Genomic DNA, 18,388 nt, shown 5'->3' on the forward strand with positions numbered 1-18,388 from the left:
CCTTGGCCGTGTCGCTCCCAAATGGCGCATCACACGGCAATTCGCTACCCCCTCGGATCGTTACGGGTCCGTTGGGTTTTCGTAACGCCGGCTCCAAAGCCGTTCCCCGGCGAAGGCCGGGGAACAGAAACAGAAAACGAAGCCCTCCTACTTCCCCAGCATATGCCCGACAAACGCCCCCAGCGACTTGAACCCGGACAGCTTCAACCCGGCCCCGTCCGCCGCCATCGACGCCGGGACCAGCGCGCGCTCGAACCCCAGTTTCGCGGATTCCTTGGTCCTGAGCGCGCCGTGCGCCACCGGCCGGATTTCGCCCGACAGCGCGATTTCGCCGAAGACCACCGAATCGACCGGCACCGGCCGCTCGCTCAGCGCCGACACCAACGCCGCCGCCACCGCCAGATCGGCGGCCGGATCCTGCACCTTGTACCCGCCGGCGATATTCAGATAGACTTCCGACGTCGCGAAGCTGAGGCCGCAGCGCGCCTCCAGCACCGCCAGCAGCATCGCCAGCCGCCCGGAATCCCAGCCGACCACCGCGCGGCGCGGCGTCGCCCCGCTCGCCAGCCGCACGGTCAGCGCCTGGATCTCGACCAGCACCGGCCGCGTCCCTTCCAGCGCGGGGAACACGGTCGTCCCCGCAATCCCGTCCTCGCGCTGGGTCAGGAACAAGGCGGACGGGTTGGCGACCTCGGTCAGCCCTTCTGTCTGCATCGCGAACACGCCGATCTCGTCGGTGCCGCCGAAGCGGTTCTTGATCGCGCGCAGAATCCGGTATTGGTGGCTGCGCTCGCCCTCGAAGCTCAGCACCGTATCGACCATATGCTCCAGCACGCGCGGGCCGGCGATCGACCCGTCCTTGGTCACATGGCCGACCAGTACCACCGCGGTGCCGCGTTCCTTGGCGAAGCGGATCAGTTCCTGGCTCGACGCGCGGACCTGGCTGACGGTGCCGGGCGCGCCCTCGATCAGGTCGCTGTGCATCGTCTGGATCGAATCGATGACCAGCAGCGCCGGGGGCATCCCCTGCCCCAGCGTCGTCAGGATGTCGCGCGTGCTGGTCGCCGCCGCCAGCATCAGCGGCGCATCGCCCAGCCCCAGCCGCCGCGCGCGCAACCGCACCTGATCCGCCGCCTCCTCGCCCGAGACATAGATCACGCTCCGCCCGGCGTGCGCCAGCTTGGCCGCCGCCTGCAACAGCAGGGTCGACTTGCCGATGCCGGGATCGCCGCCGATCAGCGTCGCCGACCCCTCGACAAAGCCGCCGCCCAGCGCGCGATCCAGTTCGGCGATCCCGGTCTGCATCCGTTCGGGCAGCGTGATTTCGGCATCCAGCCCGACCAAGGTGATCGACCGGCCGCCGGTCTGAAGATTGTGCTTTGCCTGAAACGGGGTCGCCGCCGCCGCGGTTTCCTCGACCAGCGTATTCCACTGCCCGCAATCCGCACACTGTCCGGCCCAACGCGAGGCCACCGATCCGCACGACTGGCAGACAAATCGTTTCTGGGGTTTTGCCATGGGCAACGCCTTAGCGAATGCGGAACGGGAAGGGAACAAAAACTGCTGGCGATGGCGCAGCCCGATTGCCGCGCTCCGCTACGGCCACTGGCCTTTCGCAACCATGGCCGCTATCGCGCGGCAATCATGAAACCGTCGGATCTCCGCGTCGCGCTCTTCAGCGGCAATTACAATTATGTACGCGATGGGGCCAACCAGGCGTTGAACCTGCTGGTCGGCCATCTGCTGCGTCGCGGGGTCAAGGTGCGGGTCTATTCGCCGACCGTCGCCAAGCCCGCCTTTCCCGCGACCGGCGATCTGGTCGACGTGCCGGCGTTCCCGATGATCGGCGGGCGCGGCGAATACAAGCTGGGTCGCGGCATCACCCCGACGGTGGCCAGGGATCTGGAGGCGTTCGCGCCGAACCTGATCCACGTTTCCGCGCCGGAATTTCTCGGCCACGCCGCGCTCACCTATGGCCGCAAGCACGGCATCGCCACGATCGCCTCGCTGCATACCCGGTTCGAGACATATCCGCGCTATTACCATATCGGCTTCATCGAACCGTTGATGGTGAAGATGCTGACCCGATTCTACAGCCGCGCCGACGCGGTGCTGGTGCCGGGGGCCGGCATGGCCGACATCCTGCACCAATGGGGCGTGAAGACGCCGATCGCGATCTGGTCGCGCGGGGTCGATCATGGCCGCTTTTCGCCGGCGCGCCGCGACATGGCATGGCGGCGGTCGCTCGGCATCGGCGACCACGAAATCGCGATCGGCTTTCTCGGCCGGCTTGTGAAGGAAAAGGGTCTCGACGTTTTCGCCGACGTCATCAAGGCCCTGCAGGCGCGCGGCATCCCGCACAAGGTGCTGGTCGTCGGTGAAGGCCCCGCCGCCGGCTGGTTCGCCTCCCAGGTGCCGGGCGCTGTGTTTGCCGGGTTTCAGGCGGGCGACGACCTTGGCCGCGCGGTCGCGTCGATGGACCTGTTCTTCAACCCGTCGGTCACCGAAACCTTCGGCAACGTGACCCTGGAGGCGATGGCCGCCGGCGTGCCGGTGCTGGCCGCCCGCGCGTCGGGCGCGGTCGGGCTGGTCGACGACGGCGTCACCGGCATGCTGGTCGAACCGCGTGACATCGCCCGCTATGCCGACGCCATCGCGCGCATCGTCGCCGAACCCGGCCTGCGGGACCGGATGGGGGCCGCCGGCCATGCGAAGGCCGCCGGCTATCGCTGGGACACGATCAACGAAGCGGTGCTCGACGCCTATCTCGACGTGATGGGCAGCAAGCACCAGACGCGGGCGATGCCGACGTTGTGAGTAGTGCTCCTGTGAACGCAGGAGCACGAACCCTTACCGCCAGTCGAACGTCAGCGGTGCCTCCCGGAACGCAAAGCGGTTCAGGTGTTCCTCCACGACGCCGCGCATCCGGGCCACATTGCCATCCTCCGGCACGGTCAGCACCACGTCCAAAGTCTCGCTATCGCCACGCATCTCCAGCCGGCTGCCGTTCGGAAAGTCGATCGTCGCCGACTCCGTGTCGAACACCACCGTCATCTTGTGGGCCCAATGCTTGGCAAGCTGCTGGAGATAGCGGCTGGCCGATCCCGTCGGCACCCGGGCGACTGAGGCGCTCATGCCAGTCGCTCGATCTTCTGCGCCGCCTCGTCGATCAGTGCCGCCACCGCGTGCTGATCCTCGATCGACAGGTCCGCGCGACCGAGCCGGTGCATCAGCACCGCCTTCAGGTTACCCATCGCCCGGCGGACCGGCGCGCTGTCGGTGCGTTCGCGGTGGGCGCTCATTTCGGCGATCCGCGCGAACAGTCCGTCGATGACCGACTCCTGTTCGGCGATCTGCGCGCGGCCCGCTTCCGTCACCGCGAACCGCTTCTTCGCGCCCTCCGACACCTGTTCCTCGATCAGCCCCATCTCGTCGAGCAGGGTCAGCGTCGGATAGATCACGCCCGGACTCGGCACATAGCCGCCACCGGTCAGCGCCTCCAGTTCACGGATCAGGTCGTAGCCGTGGCGCGGCGTGTCGCCGATCAGCTTCAGCAGCACCAGCTTCAGTTCGCCGCCGTCGAACACGCGTCGCCCACGCGGACCACCCCCTCCGCCGCCGTGCGACCGATGATGGCCCCGGCCCGCCCCGCGTCCCATGCCGTCCTCACCCGATGTCCAGGCATCATGCCCCATACCAAATCGCATTTCACCATATCTCCGATATATCTTATAGATTAGATATATCGCCGAACGTCAAAGATACAAGAGGTGACGATCACGGCGTGATCGGTAGGAAAGCCGGCGCGCATGGCCTATCTGGGCAGGACGATGGCCGATCTCCTCACCGGGCTGGAACCGGACCGCCCCGCCGATACGCCCCCCAGCGAGAACGCCCCGTTGGCCGACCGGCTGCGCCCGCGCACGCTGGCCGAGGTCGTCGGGCAGGATCACGTCACCGGGCCGGAGGGCGCGATTGGCCGGATGGTCGCCGCCGGCCGCCTGTCGTCGATCATCCTGTGGGGACCGCCCGGCACCGGCAAGACGACGATCGCGCGCCTGCTCGCCGACGCGGTGGACTTGCGGTTCGTTGCCATCTCGGCTGTGTTTTCAGGCGTCGCCGACCTGAAGAAAGCCTTTGCCGATGCGCGCGAGCATGCCCGGATCGGCAAGCGGACCCTTTTGTTCGTGGACGAGATCCACCGTTTCAACCGCGCGCAGCAGGACGGATTCCTGCCCTTCGTCGAGGACGGCACCGTCACCCTGGTCGGCGCGACCACCGAAAACCCGTCGTTCGAGCTGAACGCCGCGCTGCTCAGCCGCGCGCAGGTGCTGATCCTCCACCGGCTCGACCGCGCCGCGCTGGAGCAACTGCTCGACCGCGCGGAGGCCGAAATGGCGCGCCCATTGCCGCTCGACACGCCGGCGCGCGACGCGCTGGTCGCCAGCGCCGATGGCGACGGCCGGTTCCTGCTCAATCAGGTCGAGACGCTGTATTCGGTCGCGCTCGATGCGCCGCTTGAACCGGCCGGGCTGTCCGCCTTCCTGCAACGTCGCGTCGCGGTGTACGACAAGGACCGCGAGGGGCATTACAACCTCATCAGCGCGCTGCACAAATCCATCCGCGGGTCGGACCCGCAGGCCGCGCTGTATTATCTCGCGCGGATGCTGACCGCGGGCGAGGAACCGCTCTTCGTGCTCCGCCGCCTGACCCGCGCGGCGGTCGAGGATATCGGGCTGGCCGACCCGCAGGCACTGGTCCAGTGCATCGCCGCCAAGGATACCTACGATTTCCTCGGCTCGCCGGAGGGGGAACTGGCGATCGCGCAAGCCTGCCTCTACCTCGCCACCGCGCCCAAATCGAACGCCGCGTACAAGGCGCAGAAGGCGGCGTGGAAGGTCGCGAAGGAAACCGGCTCGCTGATGCCGCCCGACAACATCCTGAACGCGCCGACCAAACTGATGCGCGATATCGGGTATGGCAAGGGCTACGCCTACGACCATGACCGCGAGGACGGGTTTTCCGGCGCGAACTACTGGCCCGCCGACCTGCCGCCGCAACGCTTCTACGATCCGACCGAGCGCGGCTTCGAAAAGCGCCTGTCCGAGCGGATGGCATGGTGGGACGAACGCCGGGGACGCGTCGATGAATGAAGCGTGCGCCCCCGCCCCTGATCGCTTCCGTCGTTTCGCCGCGATCGACTGGTCGGGGGCCAGGGGTGCGCGACACAAGGGCATCGCCCTTGCGACCTGCGACAGCGGCACCGCCGCGCCGACACTGGTCGATCCGCCCGACAGCGTCTGGTCGCGCACGCAGATTCTCGACTGGCTGCTGGCGCACCGCGACGAACCGATGATCGTCGGCTTCGACTTCAGCTTTTCCGCGCCGTTCGTGGCGCGCGGCGCGCATCTGCCCGGAGAACCCGAAACCGCCGACGCCCGTGCGCTGTGGGCGCATGTCGACGCGAACAGCGCCGATACGGACCTCGGCGCGGCCGGCTTTCTGGAGGCGCGGCGCGGCACGCATTTCTATCTCGGCGCGGCCGATGGGCGAAAGGCCGACTTCCTCCATTACCGCGCGTGCGAGGCGTGGGCCGGTGGCAAGCCATCGACCGTGTACGATGCGATCGGCGCGGCGCAGGTGGCGAAGGCCAGCTTCGCCGGTATGCGTCTGCTTCACGCGCTGGACGGCAGGATCCCGGTCTGGCCGTTCGATCCCGTCCCCGACAGCGGCGCGGTGATCGTCGAGATCTATACCGCCATCGCCGCGCGCGCGGGCGGTGTGCGGAAAGGACGCAGCAAGCTGCGCGACGGCGAATCGCTCGATGCCGCGCTGGCCGCGCTCGGCTGCGATCCGCACGCCGGCCTGGCGACGTATGACGACCACAGGACCGATGCGATCCTGACCGCCGCATGGCTGCGCGCGACCGCCCACACCCCCACCCTGTGGTCCCCACCGGCGATGACCGCGCAAATAGCCGCAACCGAGGGCTGGACCTTCGGCATATCCTGACGCAAAGGAAGCGCACATGCCGGTTTAGCTCAGTTGGTAGAGCGCCAGTTTTGTAAACTGGATGCCGCGGGTTCGAATCCTGCAACCGGCACCACCATCCCGGCGTTACGCCCGCAGAATGATAAAAGCCGCCAGCTACAACATCCGCAAGGGGATCGGCACCGACCGCCGGCGCAACCCCGAACGGATCCTCGACATCCTGCGCGAGATCGACGCCGACATCATCACGTTGCAGGAGGCGGACCGGCGCTTCGGCGACCGGATCTGCGTGCTGCCGCCGAACCTGCTGGCCGATCACAGCGACTGGAAACCGGTCCCGCTCGGCAATCGCGCCGGATCGATGGGCTGGCACGGCAACGTCATCCTTGTCCGCAAAGCGGCCGATATCCTCCACCACGCCGACATCCACCTGCCCGCGCTGGAGCCGCGCGGCGCGGTGATGGCCGACGTGCGGACCACGGGCGGCACGATCCGCGTCGTCGGCATGCATCTCGACCTGTCCGGCCTGTGGCGGCGGCGTCAGGCGGCGGCGATCATGGCCCATGTCGATGCCTGCGCCGATCGCTTGCCGACGGTCATGATGGGCGACCTGAACGACTGGAGCGCGAATGGCGGATGCCTGCGCGATTTCGGGCGGCACTACACACTGGCCACGACCGGCCCCAGTTTTCACGCCCGCCGCCCGATCGGCAAGCTCGACCGGATCATGGTGTCGCCGACCCTGCGCATCGCCGACTGCGGCGTCCACCAGACCGCCCTGTCCCGGAAAGGGTCGGACCATCTGCCGATCTGGGCCGTGATCGAACCGGCATGAGGACCGGGCGGGCCTGATGCGCGAGAAGGAACTTCGCCTCGCTCTGGTCTGCTATGGCGGCATCAGCCTCGCCGTCTACATGCACGGCATCACCAAGGAGATCTGGCGGCTCGCCGGCGCCAGTCGCGCCTTTCACGACGATGCCCCCGCCACCAGCGGCAGCCAGGCGGTCTACCGCGACCTGCTGACCGAAATGGAGGCCATCAGCGGTATCCGCGTCCGCATACTGGTCGACATCGTCGCCGGGGCCAGCGCGGGCGGGATCAACGGCGTCTTCCTCGCGCAGGCGATCGCCACCGGCCAGAGCCTCGACCCGCTGACCGACCTGTGGCTCACCTCCGCCGATGTCGAAGCGCTGATCGACGCCGAGGCCGCACCCGCCTCGCGCTTTTCCAAGGTCTGGGCCCTGCCGCTGGCGTGGATGGCCGCCGGGCGCAGCGCGGAGAGCGTCGACGCGCTGGCCGACGCCGCCACGCGCGACGAGGTGAAGGCCAAGCTGTCGCATTTCGTCCGGTCGCGCTGGTTCGAGCCACCCTTTGGCGGCGAAACCTTCACCACCCTGATCCTCGATGCGTTCGACGCGATGCGCACCAGCGATACCGGCCCGCGGCTTCTGCCGGCCGGACAGCCGCTCGACCTGTTCGTCACCGTGACCGACTTCACCGGCCACCCCGAACGGCTGCGGCTCAATTCCCCGCCGGAAGTGGTGGAGACCGAACACCGGCTGGTCATCGGTTTTTCCGACCACGGCCAGCCTTGCGAGACGCTGGCCGACGTGGCCGAACTGACCTTCGCCGCGCGGGCGACCTCCAGTTTTCCCGGCGCGTTCCCACCCTTCACGGTCGCCGAACTTGATGCCGTGCTGGAGAAGCGCGCGACCGGCTGGCCCGGACGGCCCGCCTTCCTGCGCCGGATCCTGCCGCGCCAGTCGGCCGCCAAGGCCGCCGACAAGGCGGTGCTGATCGACGGATCGGTGCTGGCCAACGCGCCGTTCCGCCCGGCGATCGACGCGTTGCGCGACCGACCCGCCCGCCGCCAGATCGACCGCCGTTTCGTCTATATCGACCCCTCGCCCGGACAGAAGTTCCGCCTTGGCCCAAAGGCGACCACGCCGGGCTTTTTCCAGACCATCATCGGTGCGCTCAGCGAATTGCCGCGCAAACAGCCGATCCGCGACAATCTCGACGCCATCGCCGACCGGTCGGCGCTGATCGACCGGATGCGCGCCATCGTCGACGCGATCCGGCCGGAGGTGGAGAGCGAGGTCGAATCGCTGTTCGGCTACACGCTGTTCCTCGACCGCCCGACCCCCGCCCGCCTCGTCGCATGGCGGCGACGCGCGCAACAGGCCGCCGCCAGCCGCGCCGGCTACGGTTTTGCCGCTTATGGTCATCTCAAGCTGTCGGGCGTGGTCGACACCGTCGCCCGGATGCTGGAACAGGCCAGCGGGCAGTCCGGCGACCGGCAGCGCCTTCGGACCGCGCTCGATGCCGAAACCGCGCGGCGTGGTGTCACCGATGCGACCGGCGACGCGCCGGCCCTAGTCGACTTCCTGCGCACCTTCGACCTGTCGTTCCGCATCCGCCGCCTGCGCTGGATGGCGCGCCGCCTGACCGATCTGGAAACCGATGCCGAACCCGGCGCGCTCGATCCGGTGCGCGACGCGATCTACGCCGCGCTCGCCACCTATCTCGATATCCAGCGCACCGAAACGCTCGCGCCGCTGCGTCGCATGGTCCGGGCCATGCGCGGCGAAGCGGGGCCGGTCCTCGACGCGCTGGCCGCCACGCTCGACCTGCGCGGGCGCGATACCGCCACCGACGCGGGCCTTGCCGCCGCCTTTGCCGCGCTGCCCAGGGATCTGCGGCGACCACTGCTGCTCGCCTATCTGGGCTTCCCCTATTTCGACGTCGCCACCCTGCCGCTGCTGCGCGGCGAGGGGCTGGACGAGTTCGACCCGATCAAGGTCGACCGGATCGCCCCCGACGACGCGACCGGCATCCGATCCGGCGGGGCCGAGGCCACGCTGAAGGGCATCCAGTTCAACAGTTTCGGCGCGTTCTTCAGCCGGGCCTACCGCGAGAACGACTATCTCTGGGGCCGCCTGCACGGGGCGGAGCGCATGATCGACATCACCGTGTCCACCCTGCCGCCCACCGTCCGCATGAAGCCGGGCCGAGTCGCCGCGATCAAGCGCGCCGCGTTCCTCGCGATCCTCGACGAGGAGGAGCACCGGCTGACCGCGATCCCCGCCCTGTTCGCGCAGTTGCGGACCGAGATCGGCTGAACGCTGGCAAAAGCGCGGGCGACCGGCTAGCCTTGGCGTCGACGTCGTACTGCCCAACGAAAGAGTGACCCCGCCGATGCAGTTCCTGAAAATCCTGTTCTGGTGCCTGCTGGCCTTTCTCGTCGCGCTGTTCACCTTCGGCAACTGGACGACGGTGCCGATCCAGCTGTGGGGCAATCTGGTCGCCGACGTGAATCTGCCGCTGCTGCTGCTCGCCATGTTCCTGCTCGGCTTCGTGCCGACCAGCCTCTATTACCAGACGGTGCGCTGGCGCCTGCGGCAGAAACTGTCGAGCCACGAGCGCGCGCTGGCCGATTACCGCGCACCGGCCGCCACCGCCTATGACACGACCATGCCCCCCGGCGCGGTCCCCACCGCCGTTCCGCCGGGCGTCGCCTGACATGGGCAACCGCATCTATGTCGCGATCGACACGCCGGACATGGCCCGCGCCAGGGCCATCGCGACCCGCGTCCGCCACCATGTCGGCGGGATCAAGCTGGGGCTTGAATTTTTCTGCGCCAACGGAGCCGCCGGCGTCCACACGATGGCGGAGCTTGGCCTGCCGGTCTTCCTTGACCTGAAGCTGCATGACATTCCCAACACCGTCGCCAAGGCGGTGCAGGCGCTGTCCCCGCTCGCCCCCGCCATCCTGACCGTCCATGCCAGCGGCGGCCGGGCGATGCTGGAGGATGCGAAGGCGGCGGCCCCCACTGGCACGAAGGTCATCGCCGTCACGATGCTGACCAGCCTCGACGCGTCCGACCTGTCCGCCACCGGCGTCACCGGCAGCGCCCACGACCAGGTCGTTCGCCTGACCGACCTTGCGCGCGAATCCGGCATCGACGGCATCGTCTGTTCCGGCGCGGAGGTCGCGGCGGCCAAGGCGGCATGGCCGAAGGGGTTCTTCGTCGTTCCCGGCGTCCGCCCCACCGAGGCCCAAGCCGGCGACCAGAAGCGCGTCGTGACCCCGCGCGCTGCGATCGACGCCGGTGCCTCGATCCTCGTCATCGGCCGCCCCATCACCCAGGCCGATGACCCCGACGCCGCCGCCCGGGCGATCGTCGCGACGTTGTAAGGCGGCTCGTCGTCTCGCGGCGGCGTGGCCCTTCGCGCCGATGACGCTGGCTTTGTCTATTCCGATGTAGGGTGATGCCCCGAACATTAGAGCCGCCTCCCCGGCGAAGGCCGGGGTCCATTCGGGAAGGCGCTCGTGATGAAGCGATGCGGGCAACAATCGGCGTTACCCGACCAGTCGCAGAGTGTTCGCAGGACATTGCCCAACCGCCCCGGTCGTTCCCCCGCGAAGGCACCGGCCCCGGGGTTCCCCGGGTTTCAGAGACAACAGCCGCCGGACATCAAAGCGTGATCCGACTCCCACGATGCCAGACCTCGACTATCCCGCCACCCGGCACCGCCCTATAGCCCCCCGATGCACACCACCGCCAAGATCTGCGGGCTGTCGACGCCCGACACGCTCGACGCCGCGATCCGGAGCGGGGCGAGCCATGTCGGCTTCGTCTTCTTCCCCCCCTCCCCCCGCCACCTGACCTTCGCCCTGGCAGAGCAGCTCGCCGCGCGGGTGCCGCCGCCGGTCGCGCGGGTCGGCGTGTTCGTCGATCCGGCCGATGAACTGGTCGAACGTGCGCTGGAGTCCGGGAGCCTCGACATCCTGCAACTGCACAAGACCACGCCCGCGCGCGCCGCCGCGATCCGCGCGAAGACCGCGCGCCCGGTGTGGGCGGCGGTTGCGGTCCGCACCCGCGCCGATCTGGCCGCCGCCGCCGGCTTTGCGGGCGCGGCCGATCGCATCCTCTACGACGCCAAGACGCCGGAGGGCGCGGCGCTGCCCGGCGGCATGGGGCTTCGTTTCGACTGGAGCCTGCTCGACGGGTTTCGCCACCCGCTTCCCTGGGCGCTGTCCGGCGGCCTCGACCCCGACAATGTCGAGCAGGCGATCGCGCGCACCCGCGCACCGATTGTCGACGTGTCGTCCGGGGTGGAGCGCGAACCCGGCGTGAAGGATACAGGCAGGATCGCCGCCTTCCTGCGCGCGGTGGCGGGATAGCCGCCGCCCCATCCAAGCAGGGGTGACACGCCCCGCGCACATGCTAAACGCGGGGGCATGAACGCTCCCAATTCCTATCGCGCGCAGCCCGACGAGCGCGGCCATTTCGGCGATTTCGGCGGCCGCTATGTGGCCGAGACGCTGATGCCGCTGGTCCTCGACCTTGAGCGCGAATATCGCGCGGCACAGGCCGATCCCGCATTCCAGGCACAGTTCGACGACCTGCTCGAACATTATGTCGGCCGCCCCAGCCCGCTCTATTACGCCGAACGCCTGACCGAGACGCTGCGCGAAAGCGCCGAGCCGGGCATGGGCGCGCAAGTCTGGTTCAAACGCGACGAATTGAACCACACCGGCGCGCACAAGATCAACAACTGCATCGGCCAGATCCTGCTGGCGATGCGGATGGGCAAGACGCGGATCATCGCCGAAACGGGCGCGGGGCAACACGGCGTCGCGACCGCGACCGTCTGTGCGCGCTTCGGCCTCCCTTGCGTCATCTACATGGGGGCCAAGGACGTCGAGCGTCAGGCGCCCAACGTGTTCCGCATGAAGCTGCTCGGGGCCGAAGTCCGCCCCGTGACCAGCGGCGCGCACACGCTGAAGGACGCGATGAACGAGGGGATGCGCGACTGGGTCGCCAACGTCCACGACACCTTCTACATCATCGGCACCGCCGCCGGCCCGCATCCGTACCCCGAACTCGTCCGCGATTTCCAGAGCGTGATTGGCAAGGAGGCGCGCGCGCAGATGCTGGCGCGCGTCGGTCGCCTGCCCGACCTGCTGGTCGCGGCGATCGGCGGCGGATCGAACGCGATCGGCCTGTTCCACCCGTTCCTCGACGATGCCGACGTCGCGATGCTCGGCGTGGAAGCCGCCGGCCATGGTCTGGACAAGCAACACGCCGCCAGCCTCGCCGGCGGCTTTCCCGGCATCCTGCACGGCAACAAGACCTATCTGCTGCAGGACGACGACGGCCAGATCACCGAGGCCCATTCGATCTCGGCCGGCCTCGACTATCCCGGCATCGGCCCGGAGCACGCCTGGCTGCGCGACATCGGCCGGGTGGCCTATGACAGCGCGACCGACACCGACGCGCTCGACGCGTTCCAGCTGCTGTGCCGGACCGAGGGCATCATCCCCGCGCTGGAGCCGGCCCACGCCATCGCCGTCGTCGCGCGCAAGGCCCGCGAGATGCGACAGGACCAGATCATCCTCGCCAATCTGTGCGGTCGCGGCGACAAGGACATCTTCACCGTCGCCGAAGCGCTGGGAGCCAGGATTTGAGCGCATCCCTCACCCGGTTTCGCGACGCGTTCGTGGGCGCGCTGACCGAGGCGCTGCGCGAGGCCGGTATCGCCGGATCGCCCGCGCCCACGTCCCGCATCGAACTGCACCTGCACGGCACGCACGACCTGACCATCGACGAGACGGTGTCCAATCTGTTCGTCAGCGAGGATGATTTCATCCACACGATCGACGTGACGCTGGATCGCCACGACAATGACGGCACCCATTTCGTCGTGCGGATCGGCGACATGCGACCGGTGCCCTGGGAGCAGACCCTGTCGCCCGAAACCTTCGGCCCGTTCAACGTGGCGACGCCGGCATGAGCCGCCTGTCCGACCGCTTCGCCGCAACGTCCGCGGAAGGCCGCGCCGCGCTCGTCACCTTCGTCACTGCGGGTGACCCGTCCGCCGCCACGACGCCGGCGATCCTCGACGCGCTGGTCGCCGGCGGGGCCGACGTGATCGAACTGGGCATGCCTTTCACCGATCCGATGGCCGATGGACCCGCGATCCAGGCCGCCAATATCCGCAGTCTCGCCGCCGGCATCACCACCGCCGCGATCCTTGCCATCGCCACCGATTTCCGTGCGCGCCACCCGGCCGTGCCGCTGGTCCTGATGGGCTATGCCAACCCGATGCTGCGGCGCGGGGCCGACTGGTTCGCCACCGCCGCCGCCGCCGCCGGGGTCGACGGCGTGATCTGCGTCGACGTGTCGCCGGAGGAGGACGATTCGCTTGGGCCGGCCCTGCGCGCAGCCGGCATCGACCTGATCCGCCTCGCCACGCCCACCACCGACGCCGCGCGCCTGCCGGTCGTGCTCGATGGGGCCAGCGGCTTCGTCTATTATGTCTCGGTCGCCGGCATCACCGGGTTGCAGCAGGCCGCGCAGACCTCGATCGACGACGCCGTCGCCCGGCTGAAGGCCGCGACCGACCTGCCGGTCGCGGTCGGTTTCGGCGTTCGCACGCCCGAACAGGCCGGTGCGATCGGCCGCGTCGCCGATGGCGTCGTCGTCGGCTCGGCGATCGTCGATCTCGTCGCGGCGCACGGTACGCAAGCCCCCGCCGCCATCACACCCTATATCCAGAGCCTCGCCGAAGCGCTTGTTTCGGCGCGAAAGGTTTCCCAATGAGCTGGCTCAACAGCGTCCGCAACGTCCTGTCCTTCGTCTCCAAGAAGGAGACACCCGAAAATCTCTGGCACAAGTGCAAGGGCTGCGGGCAGATGATCTTTATCCGCGAGCTGGAGGAGAACGCCTATGTCTGCCCGAAATGCGATCATCACGATCGCATCGGGCCGAAGGAGCGGTTCCGCCAGTTGTTCGATGAAAATAGCTGTGCCGAGCTGCCCGCGCCGAAGGTGCCCGAGGATCCGCTGAAGTTCCGCGATTCCAAACGCTATGTCGACCGGCTGAAGGCTGCGCGCGCCGCGAACAGCGAATCCGACGCGCTGGTCAACGCGCGCGGCACGATTCTGGGTAACCGCGTCGTCGTCGGCGTGCAGGATTTCGGCTTCATGGGCGGGTCGATGGGCCTTGCCGTCGGCGAGGCGTTCATCCGCGGTGTCGAGGCGGCGATCGCCGACCGCTGCCCCTATGTCATCTTCACCGCCTCGGGCGGCGCGCGGATGCAGGAGGGGATCCTCAGCCTGATGCAGATGCCGCGCAGCACCGTCGCGATCCAGATGCTGCACGACGCCGGCCTGCCCTATATCGTCGTGCTGACTGACCCGACCTCGGGCGGCGTCATGGCGGCCTATGCGATGCTCGGCGACGTTCAGATCGCCGAGCCGAAGGCGACCCTGGCCTTCACCGGTCGCCGTGTCATCGAAAGCACGATCCGCGAAAAGCTGCCGGAGGATTTCCAGACGTCGGAATATTATCTCGATCACGGCCTGATCGACATGGTCGTCCACCGCCACGACCTGCGCGAACGACTGGCCACCGTGGTCGGCTACCTCTGCGGCGACCGCAAGGCGGCCTGAGCCCCCGTCCGCCTGCAAAGCGCGCCATGCCAGACCACGCCAGCTCTACCGACGCCGCCGTCCAGACGCAGCTCGACCGGCTGTGGTCGCTGTCCCCCGGCGCGGATGTGCTGGGGCTGGACCGCATCACCCGGCTGCTGGCGCGGCTGGGCGACCCGCATCACCGCCTGCCGCCGGTGTTCCACGTCGCCGGCACCAACGGCAAGGGGTCGACCTGTGCCTTCCTGCGCGCGGCGCTGGAGGCGGCGGGTCATGCCGTCCATGTCTATTCCAGCCCGCATCTGGTGCGCTTCAACGAACGGATCCGTCTGGCCGGCCATCTGATCGACGACGCCGCGCTGGCCGCGCTGCTGGCGGAGGTGCTGGACCATGCCGACGGCATCGGCGCGAGCTTTTTCGAGATCACGACCGCCGCCGCGTTCCTCGCCTTTTCACGCATCCCCGCCGCCGCCTGCATCATCGAGGTCGGGCTTGGTGGCCGGCTGGATGCCACCAACGTCATCGCCGACCCGCTGGTCACCGGCATCGCCGCGCTGGGCATCGACCATCAGGCGTTCCTGGGCGACACGCTGATCGAAATCGCCGGCGAAAAGGCCGGCATCGCCAAGCCGGGCGTGCCGCTGGTCACCATGGCCTATCCGCCCGACCTGACCGCCATCATCGCCGACGTCGCCGCTAGCGCAGGCGCGACCGTCATCGCGCAAGGCTCCGGCTGGACGCTGGAGACGGCGGCCACGACCCTGCGCTATGCCGATTCCGGGTTCGCGCTGGTCGCCGATCGGCCGCGCATGGCCGGCGCACACCAGTCTGAAAACTACGCGCTCGCCATCGCGATGCTGCGGCATCAGGGGCGGCTGTCGGTGCCCGAGGCGGCGATGCGCGCGGCGGCGGACTGGACGCACTGGCCGGCGCGGATGCAGCGTCTGGCACCGGGACCGTTGCGCGACCTGTTGCCAGCGGAAACGACGCTGTGGCTGGACGGCGCGCACAATCCGTCCGCTGCCGCGCCCGTTGCGACCGCCCTGCGCGATGCCGCCCCCGGCGGTCGCGCCGTCGCCATCCTCGGCATGCTGGCGAACAAGGATGCCGGGGCGGTCATCGCCCTGCTCGCCCCGGCGCTGTCGGCACTCGTCGCGGTCCCGGTTCCCGGCCACGCTCATCATGCGCCCGAAGCACTGGCGGCCCTGGCCAATCGCCACGGTCTGCCCGCCACGACCGCCCCCGACATCGCCGACGCGCTGTCGCAGATCGCCGCCGCCCCCGCACCGGACGCCGTCCTGATCGCAGGCTCGCTCTACCTCGCCGGTGAGGCGCTCCGCGCGAACGACGAGAGTCCGACCTGACTCCTAGTTGCTATTGACTTGCAATAACGAACAGGCGACCTTGCGCGAGCCACTCGCGGAGTTTCGTTGCATGTCCCCCACGTCCACCCCAATCCCTACCCCAGCCACGACTCTTGTCGGCCTGTTGCCGCACACCCTGCCGACCTGTCCCAATGCCCGGATCGTGCTGTTCGCGGTGCGCCGGATGGGCGCGTGCGGCCTGAACGACGCACGCGCCGGCCACACGCTGTTCACCGCCTTCGGTCAGGATTTCCGCCGCCCGCTGGTGCTGCTCCGCGCGCTGATGGCCGACCTTGCCGGCACCGCCGCCGGCCCGATCGCCATCGCGCCGTGCTGCTGCGCGCGCATGACAGCGGCGGAAAGCGCCTTGCTGACCATCATCGGCCGGGTCGAAACCATGCCGGAAACGGCCCGCTACCTCCTGTCGGACCTGCTCGGCGTTCGCCGGGTCGACGGCGTACTGGCCAGCGCGGCGGCGGTGGCGATGGCCTTCGCCGATGCGGGCCGCCCGGTCGGCGGGTAGGGTTTGTCTGAAAACCGCTGCTCGCGCGTCTTGCGGCTCAGCCTCTCAAGTAGCACCCGGCTGGCGCACGGCCGAGACGACGAACCCGCGCCGCCACAAGATCCAGAGCAGAGCCAGTCCGGGTAGCGCCATAACCATCGTCAGCAGCCAGAAGCCCGCCCAGCCAAGGGCCTCGGCCGCATAGCCCGACGGCGTCGACAACCAAGTCCGGCCCATCGCGGCGAACGACGACAGCAGCGCGAATTGCGTAGCGGTATAGGCAATATTGGACAGGCCCGACAGATAGGTGACGAACACCGTCAGCCCGATGCCGCTCGTCACCTGTTCGGTTGCGACGGCGATCGTCAGCCATGTCAGCGAATGCCCGTGCCACGCCAGAATAACAAACGCGAGGTTGCTCACCATCATCAGCACGCCCGACACAAACAGTGCTCGGCCCATGCCCAACCATGCCATAAACGGAGCCGCTAGCGCAGTGCCGAAGATCAGGCCCCAGAAGCCTACAACCTTGTTTATCGCGAGAAATTCCGTGTCGCTGAACTTCAGATCGACGATCATGGGGTTGAGCATAACCTGCCCCATCGCATCACCCAACTTGTAGATCAACACGAACAGCAGGATGAGCAGCGCGCCGCGCCGACTGAAGAATTCGCGGAATGGCCCCACGACGGTATCGCCCAGCCATGCGCCGATGCCGCGATCGCCGATTGTGGTGACGGTGCGTTCGTGTAGCCCCGGCCCGGCCAGCAGCGCGGCAACGATCGCAGGCAGCACGCACAGGCTGGTCAAACCGTAACCCAGCGCCCAGCCAAGGTTCAGCCCCTGTGGTGAGGCGATGGCAATGGTGCCCACGCCCGCGGCAAAATTGCCGAGCCGATAACCGAACTGGTTATTGGCGGTGCCGTGCGGCAATTCGGCTTCGGGTAGGATTTCGATACGATACGCATCGATAACGATATCCTGCGTCGCAGATAGGAAGGCGGTGAGAATCGCCCAGAACGCGAATACTCCTAGATGCCGAGCCGGATCACTGGCACCCAGCATCCAGACCGCGCCGAATAGTAATGCTTGGATGAGAAACAGCCACGCCCGCCGCTGCCCGAAAACATTTGCCATCAGCGGCAGTCGGATGCGGTCGATGAACGGTGCCCACAAGAATTTTAGCGTGTATGGCGTGGTAAGACCTACCGCAAAGCCGATCGTCTTCTTGTCGATTCCCTCACGCGCCAGCCAGAAGGTCATCGTGCCAAGCAGAAGCGTCAGCGGAAAACCGCTGGATATGCCAAGCATCAGCGCGGCCAGTGGCCTGGGACGCAAATAGGGTGCGAGCGTCGCGAGAAGACCAGTGCGGGCGGGAAGCGTAGCGGACATTCCCCGACCATAGCGCGATCGTCGCATAGTGGAAGCCGCGCCATATACCGAGGAAGAAAGCCAGCGATACCTTATCGCGGATCAGCCTTAACCGGAACGCGTCAGGTTACAATCGCCCGCACTCTTTCGTAACGTGCGCGCTTTTTCCCGACGCGCCTCACCCCGACCTCACGCAAACAGCTTCAGGCCCGACGGAAGGCGCTTGGGGGTCTTGCCGTCCTTCGTCATCTCGATCGCCTCGATCGCGCCGATCAGGTCACGCGGCTGATATGGCTTCGACAGGCAACCAGCGGCAAAGGACTCCGCGCCCCCCGGCCACTGCCCGGTCACGAACAGGACGGGAATGGCCCGGGCAAAGGCCGCGCGCGCGACGTCGATGCCCGATCCATCGGCCAGCGTCAGGTCGACCAGCACCAAGTCGATCGACCGGCCATCGGCGATCGCCGCCACCGCATCGGCGACGCGGTCGACCGTCTTGACGATCTCGAACCCCGCCTCCGACAGAAAATGCTCGGAATCGAACGCCACCAGGGGTTCGTCCTCCACCAGCAACAATCGCGTGATCGTCCGCTTCCTGCGCCCGAACAACATGGTATTTCCCCAATGCAACGCGCCCCTGTGGACCCGTTCCGTCACGCTAAACGCACCGTACCCGAAACGGTCGCATGGCGGCACGGTCAAAATATGTCGGACGACGCC

At 68.0% G+C, this 18,388-nt stretch carries 19 protein-coding genes and 1 tRNA gene; 15 read left to right on the forward strand and 5 right to left on the reverse strand.

The genetic code is table 11. The annotated features are described in order from the left end of the window. Positions 1-147 precede the first annotated feature (147 nt). Positions 148-1,518, reverse strand: coding sequence for a DNA repair protein RadA (gene radA, locus ASE75_RS08460; RefSeq protein WP_055931823.1), 1,371 nt, complete (start codon positions 1,516-1,518; stop codon positions 148-150). A 126-nt stretch (positions 1,519-1,644) separates the two neighbouring features. On the opposite strand from radA, the gene ASE75_RS08465 reads away from it, so the two are divergent. Continuing rightward, positions 1,645-2,817, forward strand: a complete 1,173-nt coding sequence (locus ASE75_RS08465) for a glycosyltransferase family 4 protein (RefSeq protein ID WP_055931826.1) — start codon at positions 1,645-1,647, stop codon at positions 2,815-2,817. A 33-nt stretch (positions 2,818-2,850) separates the two neighbouring features. Here ASE75_RS08465 and ASE75_RS08470 read toward each other — a convergent pair whose 3' ends face one another. Both ASE75_RS08470 and ASE75_RS08475 read right to left on the reverse strand, forming a co-directional pair. Beyond that, positions 2,851-3,135, reverse strand: a complete 285-nt coding sequence (locus ASE75_RS08470; protein ID WP_055931829.1) for a DUF2218 domain-containing protein — start codon at positions 3,133-3,135, stop codon at positions 2,851-2,853. Then, positions 3,132-3,707, reverse strand: coding sequence for a PadR family transcriptional regulator (locus ASE75_RS08475; protein ID WP_055931833.1), 576 nt, complete (start codon positions 3,705-3,707; stop codon positions 3,132-3,134). Before ASE75_RS08475 ends, ASE75_RS08470 begins: the two co-directional genes overlap by 4 nt. Positions 3,708-3,830: 123 nt before the next feature. Here ASE75_RS08475 and ASE75_RS08480 point away from each other — a divergent pair, with 123 nt between their 5' ends. The 14 genes from ASE75_RS08480 (at position 3,831) to ASE75_RS08545 (ending at position 16,318) form a co-directional block, all read left to right on the forward strand. Further along, the gene (locus ASE75_RS08480) at positions 3,831-5,153 is read left to right on the forward strand and encodes a replication-associated recombination protein A (protein ID WP_055932234.1); all 1,323 of its coding nucleotides are present in this window, start codon (positions 3,831-3,833) and stop codon (positions 5,151-5,153) included. After that, positions 5,146-6,012 (forward strand): hypothetical protein, encoded by an 867-nt coding sequence (locus tag ASE75_RS08485; RefSeq protein ID WP_055931836.1) that lies wholly within the window; start codon positions 5,146-5,148, stop codon positions 6,010-6,012. Before ASE75_RS08480 ends, ASE75_RS08485 begins: the two co-directional genes overlap by 8 nt. Before the next feature lie 18 nt (positions 6,013-6,030). Further along, positions 6,031-6,106: transfer RNA gene (locus ASE75_RS08490), tRNA-Thr, on the forward strand. A 24-nt stretch (positions 6,107-6,130) separates the two neighbouring features. Further along, positions 6,131-6,826 carry an endonuclease/exonuclease/phosphatase family protein gene (locus ASE75_RS08495; RefSeq protein WP_055931839.1) on the forward strand — a complete coding sequence of 232 codons (696 nt, stop codon included), beginning with the start codon at positions 6,131-6,133 and terminating at the stop codon, positions 6,824-6,826. A 16-nt stretch (positions 6,827-6,842) separates the two neighbouring features. Next, positions 6,843-9,113, forward strand: a complete 2,271-nt coding sequence (locus tag ASE75_RS08500; RefSeq protein WP_055931842.1) for a patatin-like protein — start codon at positions 6,843-6,845, stop codon at positions 9,111-9,113. Between the two features lie 76 nt (positions 9,114-9,189). Beyond that, positions 9,190-9,513, forward strand: coding sequence for a lipopolysaccharide assembly protein LapA domain-containing protein (locus ASE75_RS08505; protein ID WP_055931845.1), 324 nt, complete (start codon positions 9,190-9,192; stop codon positions 9,511-9,513). Between the two features lies 1 nt (position 9,514). Beyond that, positions 9,515-10,189 (forward strand): orotidine-5'-phosphate decarboxylase, encoded by a 675-nt coding sequence (pyrF, locus tag ASE75_RS08510; protein WP_055931849.1) that lies wholly within the window; start codon positions 9,515-9,517, stop codon positions 10,187-10,189. Between the two features lie 354 nt (positions 10,190-10,543). Then, positions 10,544-11,179 (forward strand): phosphoribosylanthranilate isomerase, encoded by a 636-nt coding sequence (locus ASE75_RS08515; protein ID WP_055931852.1) that lies wholly within the window; start codon positions 10,544-10,546, stop codon positions 11,177-11,179. Positions 11,180-11,236: 57 nt separating this feature from the next. Beyond that, positions 11,237-12,466, forward strand: coding sequence for a tryptophan synthase subunit beta (trpB, locus tag ASE75_RS08520; RefSeq protein WP_055931854.1), 1,230 nt, complete (start codon positions 11,237-11,239; stop codon positions 12,464-12,466). Next, positions 12,463-12,792: a hypothetical protein gene (locus tag ASE75_RS08525; RefSeq protein ID WP_055931857.1), complete on the forward strand. Its 330-nt coding sequence runs from the start codon at positions 12,463-12,465 to the stop codon at positions 12,790-12,792. Before trpB ends, ASE75_RS08525 begins: the two co-directional genes overlap by 4 nt. Continuing rightward, positions 12,789-13,601 (forward strand): tryptophan synthase subunit alpha, encoded by an 813-nt coding sequence (gene trpA, locus ASE75_RS08530; RefSeq protein ID WP_055931860.1) that lies wholly within the window; start codon positions 12,789-12,791, stop codon positions 13,599-13,601. Before ASE75_RS08525 ends, trpA begins: the two co-directional genes overlap by 4 nt. Next, a complete protein-coding gene (gene accD / locus ASE75_RS08535; RefSeq protein WP_055931862.1) occupies positions 13,598-14,452 on the forward strand; it encodes an acetyl-CoA carboxylase, carboxyltransferase subunit beta in 855 nt (284 codons plus the stop codon). The genes trpA and accD overlap by 4 nt, the downstream gene beginning before the upstream one ends. Positions 14,453-14,478: 26 nt before the next feature. Then, entirely contained in the window at positions 14,479-15,795 is a 1,317-nt protein-coding gene (locus tag ASE75_RS08540) for a bifunctional folylpolyglutamate synthase/dihydrofolate synthase (protein WP_055931865.1), read from the forward strand. A gap of 70 nt (positions 15,796-15,865) precedes the next feature. Next, the gene (locus ASE75_RS08545; RefSeq protein WP_055931868.1) at positions 15,866-16,318 is read left to right on the forward strand and encodes a DUF6628 family protein; all 453 of its coding nucleotides are present in this window, start codon (positions 15,866-15,868) and stop codon (positions 16,316-16,318) included. A gap of 45 nt (positions 16,319-16,363) precedes the next feature. Here ASE75_RS08545 and ASE75_RS08550 read toward each other — a convergent pair whose 3' ends face one another. Both ASE75_RS08550 and ASE75_RS08555 read right to left on the reverse strand, forming a co-directional pair. Next, positions 16,364-17,689, reverse strand: coding sequence for an AmpG family muropeptide MFS transporter (locus tag ASE75_RS08550; protein WP_055931871.1), 1,326 nt, complete (start codon positions 17,687-17,689; stop codon positions 16,364-16,366). Positions 17,690-17,857: 168 nt separating this feature from the next. Further along, on the reverse strand, positions 17,858-18,280 hold the full coding sequence (locus ASE75_RS08555; RefSeq protein ID WP_055931876.1) for a response regulator: 423 nt from the start codon (positions 18,278-18,280) through the stop codon (positions 17,858-17,860). Positions 18,281-18,388: the final 108 nt, after the last annotated feature.

Origin of the sequence: Sphingomonas sp. Leaf17 (assembly GCF_001421505.1) — a bacterium.
GTDB lineage: Bacteria > Pseudomonadota > Alphaproteobacteria > Sphingomonadales > Sphingomonadaceae > Sphingomonas.

Excerpts from the sequence above, each read along its gene's own strand:
- radA (WP_055931823.1), bottom strand. The coding sequence starts at position 1,518 with ATGGCAAAACCCCAGAAACGATTTGTCTGCCAGTCGTGCGGATCGGTG.
- ASE75_RS08465 (WP_055931826.1), top strand. The coding sequence starts at position 1,645 with ATGAAACCGTCGGATCTCCGCGTCGCGCTCTTCAGCGGCAATTACAAT.
- ASE75_RS08470 (WP_055931829.1), bottom strand. The coding sequence starts at position 3,135 with ATGAGCGCCTCAGTCGCCCGGGTGCCGACGGGATCGGCCAGCCGCTAT.
- ASE75_RS08475 (WP_055931833.1), bottom strand. The coding sequence starts at position 3,707 with ATGCGATTTGGTATGGGGCATGATGCCTGGACATCGGGTGAGGACGGC.
- ASE75_RS08480 (WP_055932234.1), top strand. The coding sequence starts at position 3,831 with ATGGCCGATCTCCTCACCGGGCTGGAACCGGACCGCCCCGCCGATACG.
- ASE75_RS08485 (WP_055931836.1), top strand. The coding sequence starts at position 5,146 with ATGAATGAAGCGTGCGCCCCCGCCCCTGATCGCTTCCGTCGTTTCGCC.
- ASE75_RS08495 (WP_055931839.1), top strand. The coding sequence starts at position 6,131 with ATGATAAAAGCCGCCAGCTACAACATCCGCAAGGGGATCGGCACCGAC.
- ASE75_RS08500 (WP_055931842.1), top strand. The coding sequence starts at position 6,843 with ATGCGCGAGAAGGAACTTCGCCTCGCTCTGGTCTGCTATGGCGGCATC.
- ASE75_RS08505 (WP_055931845.1), top strand. The coding sequence starts at position 9,190 with ATGCAGTTCCTGAAAATCCTGTTCTGGTGCCTGCTGGCCTTTCTCGTC.
- pyrF (WP_055931849.1), top strand. The coding sequence starts at position 9,515 with ATGGGCAACCGCATCTATGTCGCGATCGACACGCCGGACATGGCCCGC.
- ASE75_RS08515 (WP_055931852.1), top strand. The coding sequence starts at position 10,544 with ATGCACACCACCGCCAAGATCTGCGGGCTGTCGACGCCCGACACGCTC.
- trpB (WP_055931854.1), top strand. The coding sequence starts at position 11,237 with ATGAACGCTCCCAATTCCTATCGCGCGCAGCCCGACGAGCGCGGCCAT.
- trpA (WP_055931860.1), top strand. The coding sequence starts at position 12,789 with ATGAGCCGCCTGTCCGACCGCTTCGCCGCAACGTCCGCGGAAGGCCGC.
- accD (WP_055931862.1), top strand. The coding sequence starts at position 13,598 with ATGAGCTGGCTCAACAGCGTCCGCAACGTCCTGTCCTTCGTCTCCAAG.
- ASE75_RS08540 (WP_055931865.1), top strand. The coding sequence starts at position 14,479 with ATGCCAGACCACGCCAGCTCTACCGACGCCGCCGTCCAGACGCAGCTC.
- ASE75_RS08545 (WP_055931868.1), top strand. The coding sequence starts at position 15,866 with ATGTCCCCCACGTCCACCCCAATCCCTACCCCAGCCACGACTCTTGTC.
- ASE75_RS08550 (WP_055931871.1), bottom strand. The coding sequence starts at position 17,689 with ATGTCCGCTACGCTTCCCGCCCGCACTGGTCTTCTCGCGACGCTCGCA.
- ASE75_RS08555 (WP_055931876.1), bottom strand. The coding sequence starts at position 18,280 with ATGTTGTTCGGGCGCAGGAAGCGGACGATCACGCGATTGTTGCTGGTG.